At 68.0% G+C, this 16,990-nt stretch carries 15 protein-coding genes; 11 read left to right on the top strand and 4 right to left on the bottom strand.

Annotation, left to right across the window (positions count from 1 at the left end):
• Window positions 1-82: 82 nt before the first annotated feature.
• From QMZ26_RS04870 to QMZ26_RS04830, 9 genes are all read left to right on the top strand, one after another.
• Window positions 83-2,407 (top strand): catecholate siderophore receptor Fiu, encoded by a 2,325-nt coding sequence (locus QMZ26_RS04870; RefSeq protein WP_283220729.1) that lies wholly within the window; start codon window positions 83-85, stop codon window positions 2,405-2,407.
• Window positions 2,408-2,458: 51 nt separating this feature from the next.
• Window positions 2,459-3,136 carry a Fe2+-dependent dioxygenase gene (locus QMZ26_RS04865; RefSeq protein ID WP_283220728.1) on the top strand — a complete coding sequence of 226 codons (678 nt, stop codon included), beginning with the start codon at window positions 2,459-2,461 and terminating at the stop codon, window positions 3,134-3,136.
• 177 nt (window positions 3,137-3,313) lie between these two features.
• Window positions 3,314-3,715, top strand: a complete 402-nt coding sequence (locus tag QMZ26_RS04860) for a hypothetical protein (protein ID WP_283220727.1) — start codon at window positions 3,314-3,316, stop codon at window positions 3,713-3,715.
• Window positions 3,716-3,872: 157 nt separating this feature from the next.
• Window positions 3,873-6,290, top strand: coding sequence for a TonB-dependent receptor (locus QMZ26_RS04855; RefSeq protein WP_283220726.1), 2,418 nt, complete (start codon window positions 3,873-3,875; stop codon window positions 6,288-6,290).
• A 301-nt stretch (window positions 6,291-6,591) separates the two neighbouring features.
• A complete protein-coding gene (locus QMZ26_RS04850; RefSeq protein ID WP_283220725.1) occupies window positions 6,592-7,230 on the top strand; it encodes a PepSY-associated TM helix domain-containing protein in 639 nt (212 codons plus the stop codon).
• 29 nt (window positions 7,231-7,259) lie between these two features.
• Entirely contained in the window at window positions 7,260-7,778 is a 519-nt protein-coding gene (locus QMZ26_RS04845) for a DUF2271 domain-containing protein (RefSeq protein ID WP_108760238.1), read from the top strand.
• Between the two features lie 73 nt (window positions 7,779-7,851).
• Window positions 7,852-8,655 (top strand): DUF4198 domain-containing protein, encoded by an 804-nt coding sequence (locus tag QMZ26_RS04840; protein ID WP_283220724.1) that lies wholly within the window; start codon window positions 7,852-7,854, stop codon window positions 8,653-8,655.
• 52 nt (window positions 8,656-8,707) lie between these two features.
• Complete coding sequence (locus QMZ26_RS04835) at window positions 8,708-9,679, top strand: FAD:protein FMN transferase (RefSeq protein ID WP_283220723.1); 972 nt, start codon at window positions 8,708-8,710, stop codon at window positions 9,677-9,679.
• Window positions 9,676-11,280, top strand: coding sequence for a sulfite reductase subunit alpha (locus tag QMZ26_RS04830; RefSeq protein ID WP_283220722.1), 1,605 nt, complete (start codon window positions 9,676-9,678; stop codon window positions 11,278-11,280). Before QMZ26_RS04835 ends, QMZ26_RS04830 begins: the two co-directional genes overlap by 4 nt.
• A 554-nt stretch (window positions 11,281-11,834) precedes the next feature.
• Here QMZ26_RS04830 and QMZ26_RS04825 read toward each other — a convergent pair.
• The 4 genes from QMZ26_RS04825 to QMZ26_RS04810 all read right to left on the bottom strand — a co-directional run bounded on the left by QMZ26_RS04825 (window position 11,835) and on the right by QMZ26_RS04810 (window position 14,915).
• A complete protein-coding gene (locus QMZ26_RS04825) occupies window positions 11,835-12,440 on the bottom strand; it encodes a HutD family protein (RefSeq protein ID WP_283220721.1) in 606 nt (201 codons plus the stop codon).
• 34 nt (window positions 12,441-12,474) lie between these two features.
• Complete coding sequence (locus QMZ26_RS04820) at window positions 12,475-13,200, bottom strand: murein L,D-transpeptidase catalytic domain family protein (RefSeq protein WP_079220931.1); 726 nt, start codon at window positions 13,198-13,200, stop codon at window positions 12,475-12,477.
• Window positions 13,201-13,217: 17 nt separating this feature from the next.
• Window positions 13,218-14,273: a L,D-transpeptidase gene (locus QMZ26_RS04815; RefSeq protein WP_283220720.1), complete on the bottom strand. Its 1,056-nt coding sequence runs from the start codon at window positions 14,271-14,273 to the stop codon at window positions 13,218-13,220.
• Between the two features lie 354 nt (window positions 14,274-14,627).
• Window positions 14,628-14,915, bottom strand: coding sequence for a helix-hairpin-helix domain-containing protein (locus tag QMZ26_RS04810; RefSeq protein WP_234458503.1), 288 nt, complete (start codon window positions 14,913-14,915; stop codon window positions 14,628-14,630).
• A gap of 241 nt (window positions 14,916-15,156) precedes the next feature.
• Between QMZ26_RS04810 and QMZ26_RS04805 the strand changes: the two genes are divergently transcribed.
• Both QMZ26_RS04805 and QMZ26_RS04800 read left to right on the top strand, forming a co-directional pair.
• Entirely contained in the window at window positions 15,157-16,650 is a 1,494-nt protein-coding gene (locus QMZ26_RS04805) for a M20 family metallopeptidase (protein WP_079220928.1), read from the top strand.
• Window positions 16,651-16,718: 68 nt separating this feature from the next.
• The gene (locus QMZ26_RS04800; protein ID WP_108764310.1) at window positions 16,719-16,988 is read left to right on the top strand and encodes a GlsB/YeaQ/YmgE family stress response membrane protein; all 270 of its coding nucleotides are present in this window, start codon (window positions 16,719-16,721) and stop codon (window positions 16,986-16,988) included.
• Window positions 16,989-16,990: the final 2 nt, after the last annotated feature.

Raw genomic sequence — 16,990 nt, 5'->3', positions numbered from 1 at the left:
CCGTACCGGATTCCCCCCGCGCCAACCGCCCTGCCGACCGCCGCGTCGACGGGGCCTTCCTGCCCCCGGCAAAGCCCATCCCATGACCTCGATCAAGAGCCGCAAGCACGCCTCCCCGCTTCGTTCACTGCCCCTGGCCACCGCCAGCCTGGCCGCCGGCCTTGGCCTGGCCGCGCTGCCCGCCGTGGCCCTGGCAGACGCCACCGACAATGCCCGTACGCTGGACAAGATCGACGTGCACGCCACCCGCGGCTACAAAGCCGACAAGGTCGCCTCGCCGAAGTTCACCCAGCGCCTGCAGGACACGCCGCAGACGATCCAGGTCATCACCAGCGACCTGTTCAACCAGCAGGGCGCCACCACCCTCACCGAAGCGCTGCGCAACAGCCCGGGCGTGGGTACTTTCTATGCCGGTGAGAACGGCAACACCACCACCGGCGATGCGCTGTTCATGCGCGGCTTCGACACCTCCAACAGCCTGTTCGTGGACGGTGTGCGCGATCTAGGCTCGATCTCGCGCGATGTCTTCAACATCGAACAGGTGGAAGTGACCAAGGGCCCGGCCGGCACCGACAACGGCCGCTCGGCGCCGACCGGCGCGATCAACCTGGTCAGCAAGCAGGCCAACCTGCAGGATGCGACCTCGGCCAGCGTGTCCGTCGGCAGCGACCAGCAGCGCCGCGCCACCGCCGACTGGAACCAGTCGCTGGGCGCAACCAGCGCGCTGCGCATCAATGGCATGTGGCAGGACAGCGACCAGCCTGGCCGCGACCACGTGCAGAACAAGCGCTGGGGCATCGCGCCGTCGCTGGCCTTCGGCCTGGGCACCGCAACCCGCTATTACCTCAACCTGCTCTATGTGAAGCAGGACAACGTGCCCGATGGCGGCGTGCCGACCCTGGGCCTGCCCGGCTGGACGCCACAGCCGACGCTGGAAGCGCTGGCCGGCCATCCGGTGGACCCGGAAAACTTCTACGGCACCCGCGCCGACCACGACGACGTCACCGCGAAGATGGCCACGTTCCGCTTCGAGCACGACTTCAACGACAACGTGCGCCTGACCAACACCGCCCGCTGGGGCCGTACCGAACAGGACTACCTGCTCACCGCCTTCATGGGCACCGGCGTGCGCGGCGCCAACGGCCGTCCGACCGGCAACATCACCTATACCAACGCAGCGGATCTTTCGACCTACGCGATCGCGCGCAGCCTGCCGACCTTCAAGGACCAGCGCAACACCATCCTGACCGACCAGCTGAACCTGCGCGCCGACTTCAACACCGGTGCGGTGGGCCACGCCCTCAGTGCCGGACTGGAGTTCACCCGGGAAGAACTGGACAGCTACGGCCAGGCCGCCACCGGTGGCAGCAGCTGGCCTGCCGCGAACCTGTACAACCCCGATTGGAACGTGGCTGGCCTGAGCTGGGCACACAACGGTGCCGACGCGCACGGCAAGACCACCACGTCCTCGGCCTACGTGTTCGATACGTTGTCGTTTGGCGAGAGCTTCCTGCTGACCGCAGGCGTACGTGCCGATCATTACAGGACCGAGTACGCCAGCGCCTCGGTGTGTGGCGGCCGTGGCGGCCCGGTGTGTGGCAGCAACCCCACCGGCACCGTACTGCGCAATCCCACGCTGGAAGCCTCCGATACGCTGCTGAACTGGAAGCTGGGTGCGCTGTACAAGGTCGGTGACACGGTCAGCGTCTACGCCAACTACGCCATTTCGCAGCAGCCTCCGGGCGGTGCCAACTTCCAGCTGAGCAGCTCGGCCAGCAGCGCCGACAACCCGAAGCTGGATCCGCAGAAGGCCAAGACCTTCGAGGTGGGCAGCAAGTGGGCCTTCATGGAAGATGCGCTGGCCGTGAACCTGGCGCTGTTCCAGACCGATGTGGAAAACGAAATCAACACCACCGTGTTGGACGACGCTGGCAACCCGACGCAGACCGGCAGCAAGCGGGTGAAGGGTGTTGAGCTGTCTGCCGTGGGCCGCGTGTCCGAGAACTGGTCGATCAGCGCAGGCTACAGCCACTTGAACACCGATGTGAAGGATGGTGCCAAGGTGGCCGCCGATGGCACGAACAACCTGGTCTATACCCCGGACGATACGTTCACCGGCTGGACCAGCTACGTGCTGCCGCATGGCATTACCGTGGGCGGCGGCGTCCGCTATGCCGCCGGCATGCACCGCGGTACCGACGGTGCCGTCGGCACGCCTGCGTTCACCAAGTCGTATGTGGTCTATGACGCGGTGGTGTCCTGGGCGATCAACGAGAACGTGTCGCTGCGCTTGAACGGCTACAACCTGTTCGACAAGCAGTACGTGGCCAGCATCAACAAGAGCGGCTACCGTTACACCCCGGGCGCCCCGCGTACCTTCCTGCTCAGCGCGGACGTCCGTTTCTGATGCACCTGCGCGGGGGAGCCTGACTCCCCCGCGTATCGACGAGGAACCGCCATGCTGCTGCATATACCCAACGTGCTTGCACCGGAAGAGGTGGCACAGATGCGCCAGCGGCTGGATGCGGCCGATTGGGCCGACGGTCGCGAGACCGTCGGCGCCCAGGGCGCGCTGGTGAAGCACAACGAGCAACTGCCCGATGCCTCGCCATTGAAGGCCGAGCTCGGCCAGGGCGTGCTGGCCGCGTTGCGGCGCAACCCGCTGTTCTTTGCGGCCACGCTCCCGCTGAAGATCCTGCCACCCCGCTTCAACCGCTACAGCGGCGGTGGCACCTACGGCTTCCACGTCGATGGCGCGGTGATGAACCTGGCCCACGGCGAACAGCTGCGCTCGGACATCTCCTGCACCCTGTTCCTGTCCGCGCCGGAGGAGTACGACGGCGGCGAGCTGGTGATCAGCGATACCTACGGCGAGCACGAAGTGAAGCTGCCCGCCGGCGACCTGATCGTGTACCCGTCCAGCAGCCTGCACCAGGTCAACCCGGTAACGCGCGGTGCCCGCGTGGCCTCGTTCTTCTGGGTGCAGAGCATGGTCCGCGACGATGTGCAGCGGCGCCTGCTGTGGGAGATGGACACTTCCATCGAACGCCTGCGGCAGACCGGCGGCGACGCTGCTGCGGTGCTGCAGCTGACCGGCGTGTACCACAACCTGCTGCGGCGCTGGAGCGAAGTCTGAGGCCGGCGCAGCGGCCCTGCGACACTTTGGCAATCATTCTCATTTGCAACCGCTAACAGCTCTCATTACAATCACGCCCCGTTGACGCCGGATGGTCCGGCGTACGCCCAGGGGTTGCCTGCCTTGCGTCGCCCGTTCCGCCCTCGCCCGCTTCGCCTCGTGCAGTTCGGTACCGCCATGCGCGGTCATCGCCCTGCACTGGCCAGCCTGTTGGCGTGGGTCGCGATGCTGGCGTTGCTGCTGGGCACGCTGCCGCTGCTGCCGCACGACGCGACTGATGCCGCCGCGCAGGCCTGGCAGCAGCCCCTCGAAGGCCGCGGTGGTGAAGTGCCGGTGGAAGAAGACGCGCCGGCCAAGCTGCGCCGTTGCGTCTGCACGCCGACCAAGGCCGCCGACAAGGCACCGCCGCCGCCGCTGCTGCTGGCCAGCCAATGGCTGCGCAGTGAACTGGATCTGATTCCCCTCGCCCCGGTCCACGCCGGGGCCCGTCCGCACTGGCCGCTGGCCACGCCGGACACGCCGTGGGCCGATGCGCCCGGGCGCCGCCAGCAACGCGGCCAGGCGCCGCCGCTGGCCTGATCTCCGGCCCTTCGTGACCGCGCCTGCGATCGCGCCTGCGCGCCGCTGCCTGCTTCATCCCCTGCTGCATCCCTGCTGCCCCTGACCGGGGCTCCCCGTGCATGCCACGCGTTCCGCGCTGGCATCGCACCACCCTGCATCCTTCGAGGTTACTGCCATGGCCCAGCGCCATCGTGTCCGTTCGTCCCTGTCCCGCCACCTGCTGACCAGCGCCGTGCTGGCCGCCTTCGCCAGCCCCGCCTTGGCCCACGGCGAAGCCGCCGCCCCGCAGACCCTGGACAAGGTGGTGGTCACCGCCTCCGGCTTCGAACAGAAGGTGGTCGATGCGCCGGCCAGCATCAGCGTGGTCAGCCGCGAGGAACTGAGCAAGCGCCCGTACACCAGCCTGGTCGATGCGCTGCGCGACGTCGAAGGCATCGACGTGGGCCTGGAAGCCACCGACAAGAACGGCCGCGCCACCATTTCCATGCGTGGCCTGCCCTCCGAATACACCCTGGTGCTGATCGACGGCCGCCGCCAGAGCAATGTCGGCCAGCTTTACCCGAACAACTTCGGCGGCGGCCAGTTCTCGTACCTGCCGCCGCTGGAGGCCATCGAGCGCATCGAAGTGGTGCGCGGCCCGATGTCCACCCTGTACGGCTCGGATGCCATGGGCGGCGTCATCAACATCATCACCCGCCGCAACCAGGACAGCTGGCACGGCTCGCTCAGCCAGGGCTTCACCGTGCAGCAGGACGATCAGTTCGGCGATGCGCGCACCACCGATGTCTACCTCAGCGGCCCGCTGCTGAAGGACCGCATCAGCATGGCCGTGCGCGGCAGCTACTACGATGCCAAGGCGTCCAATCCCGAATGGGATGCGCTGACCCTGCCCGATGGCACGCTGTGGGAGCGCAGCATCGGCTTCGGTGGCGGCGGCAAGTCGGTGGCCAACACCAACTGGAACACCGGCCTGCGCCTGGATTTCCGCATCAACGACGACCACGAGCTGTGGCTGGACTACGACGTCTCGCGGCAGAAGTACGACAACAGTGAAGGCCAGACCGGCACCCTGGACAGCCTGGCCAGCCTGTGGCGCGTCGGCAACGCGGTCATCCCCAACCCGAACGGCAGCGGCACGATCACCCGCCGCGTGGTGCAGCCGCGCGTGGGCTACACCGCCTACCAGCGCTACGAGCGCGACCAGCTGTCGCTGACCCACCAGGGCCGCTACAGCTTCGGCACGTGGCAGACCTCGCTGACCCACAGCAAGAGCAACAACCTCGGCCGCTCGCTGCCGCTCACCCTGGACGAGCGCGCCAACCTGCAGACCCTGTGGAACGACGTCTGCCAGCGCACCGGTGCCGCCAACAACTGCGCCGCCGGCCGCAGCAACGCACTGGGTGCGCTCAACGCCGAGGAGATGGCGCGCCTGCAGGCCTTCCTGCCGCGCCCGCTGCGCACCATGGAACTGGAAGGCTACGTGCTGGACACGATGCTCGACCTCGACTTCGGCGCGCACAAGCTGACCGTCGGCGGCCAGTACAACGACACCGACATGATCGACGGCGTGTTCGGCATGGACGGCGCCGGCTACCGCAGCAACACCAAACAGAAGCACCGCATGTGGGCGCTGTTCGCCGAGGACAACTGGTCGCTAACCGACACCCTGACCGCGACCTTCGGCCTGCGTTACGACGACCACAACGTGTTCGGCAGCCATGTCAGCCCGCGCGGCTACCTGGTGTGGAATGCCAGCGACGCCTGGACCCTCAAGGGCGGCGTCAGCACCGGCTACAAGACCCCGCGTCCGGACCAGCTGTTCCCCGGCATCAGCGGCTTCGGCGGCCAGGGCGTGCTGCCGCTGGTGGGCTCGCCCAACCTGAAGCCGGAAACCAGCACCAACTACGAGCTGGCCGCGTACTACGAAGGCCAGCGCTGGGGCATGAACGTCACCGGCTTCATCAACAAGTTCGATGACAAGATCGCCAGCGGCGGCACTTTCCCGAACTGCGAAGTGGCGCCGGCCGGCAGCGGCTACTGCGTGGACATCGGACCGGGCTGGGCGGAACTGGGCTACAGCACCTTCACCCAGAGCGTGAACATCGACAAGGCCGAAACGCGTGGCGTGGAAATGGCCGCGCACGTCGATCTGCTGCAGAACCTGCAGCTGCGCGGCAACTACACCTGGACCAGGAGCGAGCAGACCAGCGGCGCGCAGAAGGGCCTGCCGATCGCCGGCACCACCCCGGCCAAGCACATGGCCAACGCCAGCCTCAACTGGCAGCTCAACGATGCCATCAGCCTGTCGCTGATCGGCGAAGGCCGCTACGACCGCTACCGCGACACCATCCTCGATGCCAGCGGCGCCAGCCACAACCGCTACTACCAGGACTACACGATCTTCCACCTGGGCGGCAGCTGGGATGCCACGCCGTGGCTGACCCTCAATGCACGCGTCAACAACCTGCTGGACAAGGACTTCGTCTCGCAGTCGTGCCTGCTGATCAGCCAGAGCGAGTTCAACTGCGTGGATGACTATGCGACCAAGGACCAGCGCCGTAGTTACTGGATCTCGTTGAACGCGAAGTTCTGACCAGCATCCACGCATGGCGTGGATCTACTGCACACCGGTAGTGCCGGCCGCTGGCCGGCATTGCGCTGCTGTGGCATCCACGCATGGCGTGGATCTACTGCACACCGGTAGTGCCGGCCGCTGGCCGGCATTGCGCTGCTGTGCCATCCACGCATGGCGTGGATCTACTGCACACCGGTAGTGCCGGCCGCTGGCCGGCATTGCCCGGGTTCCTCCCACACGGGATACACAACGACACCTAATTGCGAGCCATTCTCATTAATGCTGTAATGGGTAGTCTTCACCCGCCCCGAAAAACACCGTGAGCCGTCCCGTGTCCTCCACCGTGCAGCAGCAACAGAGCCGTGGCTTCTGGCTGCGTACGCTGCACCAGTGGCACTGGATCAGCTCGGCGGTGTGCCTGATCGGCATGCTGCTGTTCGCGGCCACCGGCCTGACCCTGAACCACGCGGCGAAGATCGAAGCCAAACCGCAGGTGCAAAACCAGAAGCTGGAACTGCCGGCTGAGCTTATTGGCGCGCTGGGTGACCGCGAAGACGGCAACGCCCCCATTCCGCTGCCGGCCCGGCAATGGCTGGATGCGCAGCTGAACATCGGCATCGGCGGGCGCCCGGCCGAATGGTCGCCGGAAGAAATCTACCTGTCGCTGCCGCGCCCCGGTGGCGACGCCTGGCTGAGCATCGACCGCGAAAGCGGTGCAGTGGAATACGAATCGACCTCGCGCGGCGTGGTGTCCTACCTCAACGACCTGCACAAGGGCCGCAACGCGGGCCCGGCGTGGGGCTGGTTCCTGGACCTGTTCGCGGTGGCCTGCCTGGTGTTCTGCATCACCGGCCTGTTCCTGCTGCACCTGCATGCGCGGCAGCGGCGCATGACCTGGCCGCTGGTCGGCCTGGGCCTGATGATCCCGCTGCTGATCGCCCTGCTGCTGATCCACTGACTTCCATCCGTTCCCTCCGGAGCCGCCCCATGCGCGTCACCCTCACCATCGCCCTCAGCGGCCTGCTGGCCACCTCGCCGGCCTATGCCGCCACCCTCGACATCAACGTCGAAGTGCCCAAGCTCAACGTGGCCGAATACCACCGCCCGTATGTGGCCGTCTGGCTGGAAGGCGCCGACCAGAAGGTCGCCGCCAACCTGTCGGTCTGGTACCAGCAGACCAGCAACAGTGAAGGCCATGGCACCAAGTGGTTGCCCGACCTGCGCCAGTGGTGGCGCAAGAGCGGCCGCACGCTGCAGGTGCCGGTGGATGGCGTGACCGGTCCGACCCGCCCGGCGGGCAAGCACGCACTGTCGTTCAACGACCAGCAGCCGGCCCTGAAGCAGCTGGCCCCGGGCAGCTACACCCTGGTGGTGGAAGCGGTGCGCGAAGTCGGCGGCCGCGAACTGCTGAAGATCCCCTTCACCTGGCCGGCCACCGCCGCGCAGAACGGCAAGGCGCAGGGCGCCACCGAACTGGGCCAGGTCACCCTCGCCGTCAAACCGTAACTGCATGACCCCCGGGTCGGATCCCTTCCGCAGGAAGGGCTCTGGCCCCACCACCACCCCTGGAGTCTTCCGCATGAAGCGCACGCTCGTCCTAGCCGCCGCCCTGGCCGCTGCCCTTCCGTTCTCCGCCCTGGCCCACAAGGCCTGGCTGCTGCCCTCGCAGACCGTCATCGCCGGCAACGCGCCGTGGATCACCGTCGACGGTGCGGTCTCCAACGACCTGTTCTATTTCAACCACGTGCCGCTGCGCCTGGAATCGCTGGTGATCACCGCGCCGGACGGCAGCAGCGTACAGCCGCAGAACGCCGCCACCGGCAAGTACCGCAGCGTGTTCGACATCGAGCTGAAGCAGCAGGGCACCTACCGCATCGCCTCGGTCAATGACGGCCTGTTCGCCACCTACGAACAGAACGGCGAGCGCAAGCGCTGGCGTGGCACCGCCGCGACCTTCAGCGAACTGCCCAAGGATGCGAAGAAGCTGGAAGTGAGCCAGTCGGTGGGCCGCGTGGAAACCTTCGTCACCAACGGCGCGCCGAACGCCACCGCGCTGAAGCCGACCAACCGCGGCATCGAGCTGGTGGCCGTGGGCCATCCGAACGATCTGTTCGCTGGCGAGGAGTCCACCTTCCGCGTGCTGGTGGATGGCAAGCCGACCGCCGGCCTGGAATTCGAGATCGTGCGTGGCGCCACCCGCTACCGCAACGCGCAGGACGAGCTGAAGCTGACCAGCGATGCCAAGGGCGAGATCAAGGTGACCTGGCCCGAAGCCGGCATGTACTGGCTGGAAACCGGTACCGAAGACAACAAGACCTCGGTGAAGCAGGCCGCCAAGCGCCGCCTGAGCTACGTCGCCACCCTGGAAGTGCTGCCGCAGTAACGTGGACCGCGGTGCCGGGCCCGTCCCGGCACCGCGCCTGCAACGCCCCGCCATGACCGATTCCCTGCTCGACATCGCCCGCCTCGGCGGCACCACCATGGGCACCACCTGGAGTGTGTCGCTGGTGGCGCCTCGCCGGCGCGACCTGCACCCGCTGCACGCCGGCATCCAGGCGCGCCTGGATGAGGTGGTCGCGCAGATGAGCACCTGGGACGCCGGCTCGGACCTGGCCCGCTACAACCGCGCCGCCGCCGGCCAGTGGTGCCCGCTGCCGGCCGAAACCCGCCACGTGCTGGCCGCCGCGCAGGCGATTGCCGCCACCAGCGACGGCGCATTCGATCCCACCCTGGGCCCGCTGGTCGCGCTGTGGGGCTTCGGTGCACAGGCCGGCCCACGACGCGTGCCCGACGCTGCCACCCTGCAGGCCACGCGTGCGCGCTGTGGCTGGCAGCAGCTGCAGTGGCGCGCTGACACCCTGCTGCAACCTGGCGGCCTGGAACTCGATCTCTCTGCGATTGCCAAAGGCTTCGGTGTCGACCACGTCGCTGCCTGGCTGCGCGCGCAGGGCATCACCGCGGCACTGATCGAAGTGGGCGGCGAACTGGCCGGCTACGGCCGCAAGCCCGACGGACAGCCGTGGCGCGTCCTGGTGGAGTCGGCCCCGGAAGAAGACGCGCGCGGCGATACGCCACCGCGCGTGCTGGCGCTGGATGGCAAGGCCGTGGCCACCTCGGGCGACCGTTGGCACCAGTACCACGCCGATGGCCAGGCCTACAGCCACAGCCTGGACCCGCGCACCGGCATGCCCGTGCGCCAGGTGGCAGCGGCAGTGACCGTGGTCGCCGACGATGCGATGCACGCCGATGCCTGGGCCACCGCGCTGACCGTGCTCGGCCGCGAACAGGGCCTGGCCCTGGCCGAGCGCGAAGGCCTGGCCGCACGCTACCTGGAACGCGCGATCGACGGTCCGCGCGAACATCTCAGCAGCGCCTTCCAGCGCCTGCTGGACGAGCAGGCCGCATGAGCCGCCGGCCAACGCGCGCCGTGCTCGGCAACCTCATCGTGATGGTGCTGCTGGCCGTGGCCGGCTACGCCCTGCTGCGCCTGCACCTGGGCGAAGCCTGGTGGCAGGGTGCCCCGCCCACGCGCCACTGGCAGGGCGCCGTGCTGGCCATCGCGCTGTATGCGCTGGCTTGCACCGCAGTGTGGTGGCGTGGGCGCCCGCGCGATGACGCCGCCAGCGGTGATGTCGTACCGCTTCTGCTGGTGTGGTCCAGCCAGACCGGCTTCGCCCGCGAACTGGCCGAACGCAGCGCCGAGGCCCTGCGTGCCGCCAGCCTGCCGGTGCGCGTGCGTGGGCTGCATGAAGTCGACACCGCGCTGCTGGCGCAGAGCCAACGCGCACTGTTCATCGCCAGCACCACCGGCGAAGGTGATGCTCCCGATCACGCCCTGCCCTTCCTGCGCCGGGTGATGTGCACATCACCCTCGCTGGGCCACCTGCAGTTCGGCGTGCTCGCGCTGGGTGACCGCAGCTACGGCCATTTCTGCGCGTTCGGCCACCGGCTCGACGACTGGCTGCGCCAACACGGCGCGCACCCGATGTTCGATGCGATCGACGTCGACAACGCCGATCCGGCCGCGCTGCGCCACTGGCAGCAGCTGTTGGGACAGATCGGCGGCGGTGTGAGCGAGCTGCCTGACTGGAGCCCGGCGGAGTACCAGCCGTGGCCGCTGCTGCAGCGCGAACACCTCAACCCCGGCAGCCTCGGCGGGCCGGTGTACTGGCTGCGCCTGCAGCCACCGGCCGGCAGCGATGCGCAGTGGCAGGCCGGTGACATCGCCGAAATCGGCCCACAGCACGCTGCGCCAGCCACGCGCGCGTGGCTGCTGGAGCGCGGTTTCGATCCGGATATGCGGCTGGACGATGGCGTCGCCCTGCTGGATCGCGTCGTGCGCTCGCACCTGCCCAGCCTCGTCGCACCGGGCGACCTGCCCGGGTTGCTGGCGTCACTGCAGCCGCTGCCGCATCGCGAGTACTCGATTGCCTCGGTGATGGCCGATGGCGCGCTGGAACTGCTGCTTCGCCGCCAGCTACGTGCCGACGGCACGCCCGGCATCGGCAGCGGCTGGCTGTGCGACCACGCGGTGATGCAGGAGCCGGTGCAGCTGCGCCTGCGCCGCAACCAGAATTTCCATGGCGTGGCCGCCGAGGTACCGCTGCTGCTGATCGGCAACGGCACCGGCATTGCCGGCCTGCGCGCGCACCTGCACGAGCGCGCCCGCAGCGGTGCGCGCCGCACCTGGCTGCTGTTTGGCGAACGTTCGGCCGCGCACGATTTCCATTTCGGCGAGGAGCTGCAGACCCTGCTGGCCGACGGCACGCTGGCGCGGCTGGATGCGGTGTTCAGCCGCGATGGCGGCGCCCACCGCTACGTGCAGGACCGGCTGCTGGCCGAAGCAGCGACGCTGCGGCAGTGGGTGGAAGAAGGCGCCACGATCCTGGTCTGCGGCAGCCTGCAGGGCATGGCCCCGGCGGTGGATGCGGTGATCGAACAGGTGCTCGGTGCCGAGGGCAAGGAAGCACTGTTGATGGCCGGTCGTTACCGCCGCGACGTGTACTAGCGTGGATGGCGCCCCACCACGCCGGGCATGGCCCGGCGCTACCCGGCGCGCGTTACCCGTATCGCCAACAACTCACCGCCGCCCTGCGATGCATGGCGTTGCCTTATCCACGCATGGCGTGGATCTACTGCGCTGCTCGTTGCCCAGTAGATCCACGCCATGCGTGGATGACGCCCCATGACACCCCACCACGCCGGGCATGGCCCGGCGCTACCCGGCGCGCGTTACCCGTATCGCCAACAACTCACCGCCGCCCTGCACCGCCTGGCGTTGCCTTATCCACGCATGGCGTGGATCTACTGCGATGCTCGTTGCCCAGTAGATCCACGCCATGCGTGGATGACGCCCCATGGCGCCCCACGATGCCGGGCATGGCCCGGCGCTACCCGGCGCGCGTTACCCGTATCGCCAACAACTCACCGCCGCCCTGCACCGCCTGGCGTTGCCTTATCCACGCATGGCGTGGATCTACTGCGATGCTCGTTGCCCAGTAGATCCACGCCATGCGTGGATGACGCCCCATGGCGCCCCACGATGCCGGGCATGGCCCGGCGCTACCCGGCGCGCGTTACCCGTATCGCCAACAACTCACCGCCGCCCTGCAATGCATGCCGTTGCCTTTCACCAGCACCCAACCACGCGGTATCGCCGGCCTGCATCCGTGGCAGCCCGCTGTCCGCGCTGAATTCCGCATGCCCGGCCAGCAGGTACAGCGCCCAGGCCACGCCCGGCTCGCAGAAGAAGAACATCGACCCCACCAGCGGCCGGTGCAGCAGTTCGGCCTGCAGTAGCCCGCGCTTCCACATCAGGTTGAAATCGTGGGTGGTGCCATCGACCAGCTCGCCGTCCAGCGCTTCCTCACCGGCAAAGCGCACGCGCCCGTGCGGTGGCAGTACCTCGGCCACGCGGCCATCGGCGAAACGCAGGCGCACGCCATTGCCCTGCAGCAGCACCAGCTCGCGCTCCACGCCGGGGAACGCCGAAAACGCGGCGTCCTGCTCGATCTCGGCCACCGACAGGCGCAGCGCCCAGTGATCACCCTGCGCGGGCAGGCGCAGGATCTCGCGGGTCCAGCCCAGGCCGTTGCGCCAGCGTTCGCGGCGGTAATCCAGGCTGGAGATCACCTGGCTCGGGGTGCGCAGCAGAGCATCTATGTCCATGCGCGCATTGCATCATGCCGCGCGCGATCGCGCATCACCGCGCAGCAACGCCGCCCGCTTCGCCACACTGCGGCGACAGCAGCTGCGAATGCTGCAGCCATTGCGGGTCGGGATAGTAGGCGAACACCAGGGTGCCGCCACGCAGCGAATCGATCAGAGGCCGCGACACCGACAGGCGTACCGCCGGGCAGCCGAGGCTGCGGCCCAGCCGGCCCTGCAGGCGGGCCATCGTCGGGTTCACATAGGGCGCACCGTGGATGACGATCGCGCGGTCACGTGCCTTGTCGTTGAAGCCCGGCTCCAGCCCGTCCAGGCGCAGCGAATAGCCGTTGCCGCCCATGTAGGTTTCCTGCGCGGTGAACGCACCGATGCTGGACATGAAGCTGCCATCGCGGTTGGAGAAGTGCTCGGTGCGGTTGCCGCCACTGTTGCGGCCGTGCGCCACCCATTCCTCGAACAGCAGCCGCTGCCGCGCCAGGTCGAACACCCACAGGCGCTGCTCGGTGGACGGCCGCGAATAGTCGATCACGCCCAGCCGCTCGGCCTTGATGCCCAGCTCCGGCCGCTGCAGGGCGCAGCGCAACGCCGTCGCCGCCAGCTTCAATACGTGGCGGTCGGCGTTGGGTGCCGTGCGCGCCAGCAGCGCGGTCAGGTCGTCGGTGCTGGCGGTGGCGGGCGGCGCTGCGGCGACAGCGCTGCCGGCGGCGACCAGCGCGAGCAGGCCGCAGGCGGCCTGCCAGCGCGTGCGTGAAGCAATCATGGGCACACGGTATTCACTCAGGACTTCTTCGACGTGGGCGTGGCAGGTTCGGATTCCAAGACCGGCTGCAATCCCGATTCAGCCGCGCTTGGGCGCACCGCGGGCAGCGAGGTGACCAGCAGGGTCGTGCCCGGCACCAGCACCTGGTACAGCTGGCGGGCGAAATCGGCCGGCAGCGCCATCGGCAACGACGGCGTGGCCAGCAGGTCCGGGGTGGCCTGCGCGCGGTCCTGGCCCAGCAGCGGGTAGGCGGTCCACTGGTGCAGGCGCTGCTGCGTGTCCAGCGGGCTGGGCGTATCGCTGAAGCCCTGCCCCATCACGAACAACGTGGTGCCCTGGAACGCCGGCAGCGCATCGGCCCGCAGCGGCGATTCGCCGATCATCACGCCATCGCGCAGCACGTACAGGCGCTGGTCGTGCAGGCTGACCAGGATGCCGACCTGGCCGCTGGGGGCGACCGCATCGTCCCACCAGGCCTTGGCCGGGCTGGCGCCTTCAGTTTCCGGCAGAGCCTGGCCACGCGCGTTCACCGGTGCCAGCACCGCCGGGTAGGCCAGGGTCATCGGCGCACTCTTGGCGTCGGCCACCACCACCGTATCGCCGCGCTGGGTTGCGCTGAACAGCTTCTGCGCGAACGCCTGCGGCAGGCGCACGCAGCCGTGCGAGGCCGGGTGCCCGGGCAGGCTGCCGCCATGCAGGGCAATGCCATCCCAGGTCAGCCGCTGCATGTAGGGCATCGGTGCGCTGTTGTAGAGGTTGGATTTGTGGTCCTTGTCCTTCTGCAGGATCGTGAACACGCCCGTGGGGGTTTCGTGCCCGGCCTTGCCCGAACTGATCGTGCTCAGGCCGATGGCGATGCCGTTGCGGTACACGTAGGCGCGCTGCTCATCCAGGCTGACCACCAGCACGATCGGGCCGGCCGGCGATACTTCCGGGTGCCACAGGTACTCACCGGGCTTCAGATCGGTCGGGCCACGCACTTCGGCGGTAGCGGTGGCGGGCGTGGCGGCCTGGGCCGCCAACGGCAGGGCCAGGGCAAGGGCGAGCATCAGGGGCAGGCGGGGCAGGCGCATCCAGCAGGTTCCAATCCGTGGGGAACCTCCAACCTACACCATTGGCGGTGCAGCGCCGTGCCAGAACGTGCCCGCGCCAGAAAGCGAAATGCCCGGCGACACAACCATGTGTCGTACCGGGCACTCGTTACGTCCTTGTCGGCCTGCTGCCACCCCCTCGCATCCTGCGCTGTGGGGGCGGCGTTGCATCCTGCACGCGGCCGCGTTCGTCCTGCTTGTATCTCAGCCCCTTCCACAGGTCTGTGATGCCACCATCCTGGTGATTGGTGCCGCATCCCTGCGACGGTCGGTGGGCACGTCCTTCCTGTCCGTGTCCGATGAACCAGCCTCCTGCCGGTCCCGACGATCCTGCTGTCAACGCCTGGGTACGGAGCGCACCGGTACCGATCCGGGTACCGGATCCGCTGGCAACATCGTGTTGCCGACGGTGATCCGCTGTCGATTCCGTTCGACGATTGCTGTCCCTATCCCCTTCACCTGCGTCAGGTCCTCGACGCGATGAAATGGGCCGTGTCTGCGCCGGTGCTCGACGATTGCCGCTGCCTTTACGGCCCCGACCATCGTCAATCCCTGCTGCAGCGCCTGTGCATCGGCCCGGTTGATGTCAATCGGCTCGGCGGCTTGCGCCCCCACCATCCACATCCCCAGTACCAACACCCTGAACACGACTGACCAAGGCACGACGTGTATCTCCTTGTGGTTCTGGCCGTCCCTACCGGCAATCCCGTCGGTCGAAACAGTGTCCGTCACCACATGCACACAGACTATCGGTTTCCGGGATTTCTAAAAGCCAGCCAAATACCCGACGTGCTGTAGGAAAAACCCTACCCCCGGCACAGGCGTAGAATGGCCGCATCACACGCCCATGCAACCGGAGTTTCAGATGGACAGCGCCAAGCTCGGCCAATTCGTCAATGACAAGTGGGACAGCGAGATCGTCCCGCAGTTGGTCGACTACATCCGCATCCCCAACAAGTCGCCGATGTTCGACGCCAACTGGGTGCAGAACGGCTACATGGAACAGGCGGTCACCCTGATGGAAAACTGGGCCAAGGCCCAGGAACTGCCCGGCCTGAAGGTCGAGGTGGTCCGCCTGGAAGGCCGCACGCCGCTGATTTTCCTGGAAATTCCGGCCACCGGCGCCGAGACCGGCGACGACACCATCCTGCTCTACGGGCACCTGGACAAGCAGCCGGAAATGACCGGCTGGGACGAGGACCTCGGCCCGTGGATCCCGGTCCTGCGCGGCGACAAGCTGTATGGCCGCGGTGGCGCCGACGACGGTTACGCCATCTTCGGTTCGCTGGCGGCGGTGCTGGCCCTGCAGGCCCAGGGCCTGCCGCACGCCCGCTGCGTGGTGCTGATCGAAGCCTGTGAAGAATCCGGCAGCTACGACCTGCCCGCCTATGTCGACCACCTGGCCGACCGCATCGGCAAGCCGTCGCTGGTGGTCTGCCTGGATTCGGGCTGCGCCAACTACGACCAGCTGTGGTGCACCACCTCGCTGCGCGGCCTGACCGGCGGCAACTTCACCGTCAAGGTGCTCAATGAAGGCGTGCATTCCGGCGATGCCTCCGGCGTCATCCCGTCCAGCTTCCGCCTGCTGCGCCAGATCCTGTCGCGCATCGAGGACCAGGACACCGGCCGCATCCTGATCGACGGCATGAACGTGGAGATCCCGGCCGAGCGCCTGGCCCAGGCCAAGCGTGCCGCCGAAGTGGTCGATACCGAGATCTTCGAGAAGTTCCCGATGGTCGACGGCCTGCGCCCGATGAACGAAGACCTGACCGAGCTGGTGCTCAACCGCACCTGGCGCCCGGCACTGTCGGTGACCGGCGTGGGTGGCATGCCGCCGCTGGAATCGGCCGGCAACGTGCTGCGCCCGCAGACCTCGGTGAAGCTGTCGCTGCGCCTGCCGCCGACCGCCGACGGCAAGACCTGCGGCGAACTGCTGAAGGAAGCGCTGCTGCGCGATCCGCCGAACGGCGCCCAGGTCACCCTGGACCTGGAAAAGGCCTCCACCGGCTGGAACGCCCCGGCCATGGCGCCGTGGCTGACCCAGGCCATCGACGACGCCAGCCAGGCCTTCTTCGGCAAGCCGGCGATGTACATGGGCGAAGGCGGCTCGATCCCGTTCATGGGCATGCTGGGCGAGAAGTTCCCGGGCGCGCAGTTCATGATCACCGGCGTGCTCGGCCCGCACTCCAACGCGCACGGCCCGAACGAGTTCCTGCACATCCCGATGGGCAAGAAGGTCACCGCCTGCGTGTCCAAGGTCATCAGCGAGCACTACGCCGCCAGCCTGCGCGGCGAGACCAGCGGTTCGCCGGTGGCAGCCGACAGCGGCACCCGCCACGGCGACCACGGCTGCTGCTGATCGCACACCCGTGACGGACGCAGCCTGGCCTTGCTAGGCTGCGTCCACCCCAAGCGGAACGCATGCACATGAATGGTCTGTTCGGCAGCAGCAGCTGGCTGTACATCCTGCTGGTCGGCTTCTTCGTCGGCCTGCTCGGGCGTTTCTTCATGCCCGGCAACAACCGCATGGGCTGCCTGCTGACCATCGTGCTCGGCATCGTCGGCGCATTGGTGGCCGGCTGGTTCGGCCAGTACATGGGCTGGTACGCCCCCGGCGAGCCGGCCGGTTTCCTCGGCGCCGTGGTCGGCGCGGTGGCCGTGCTGGCGCTGATGCGGCTGTTCACCCCACGCCGCTGACA

Source organism: Stenotrophomonas sp. PFBMAA-4 (genome assembly GCF_030053215.1).
GTDB lineage: Bacteria > Pseudomonadota > Gammaproteobacteria > Xanthomonadales > Xanthomonadaceae > Stenotrophomonas.
This window is presented reverse-complemented; position numbering and strand designations above follow the sequence as displayed.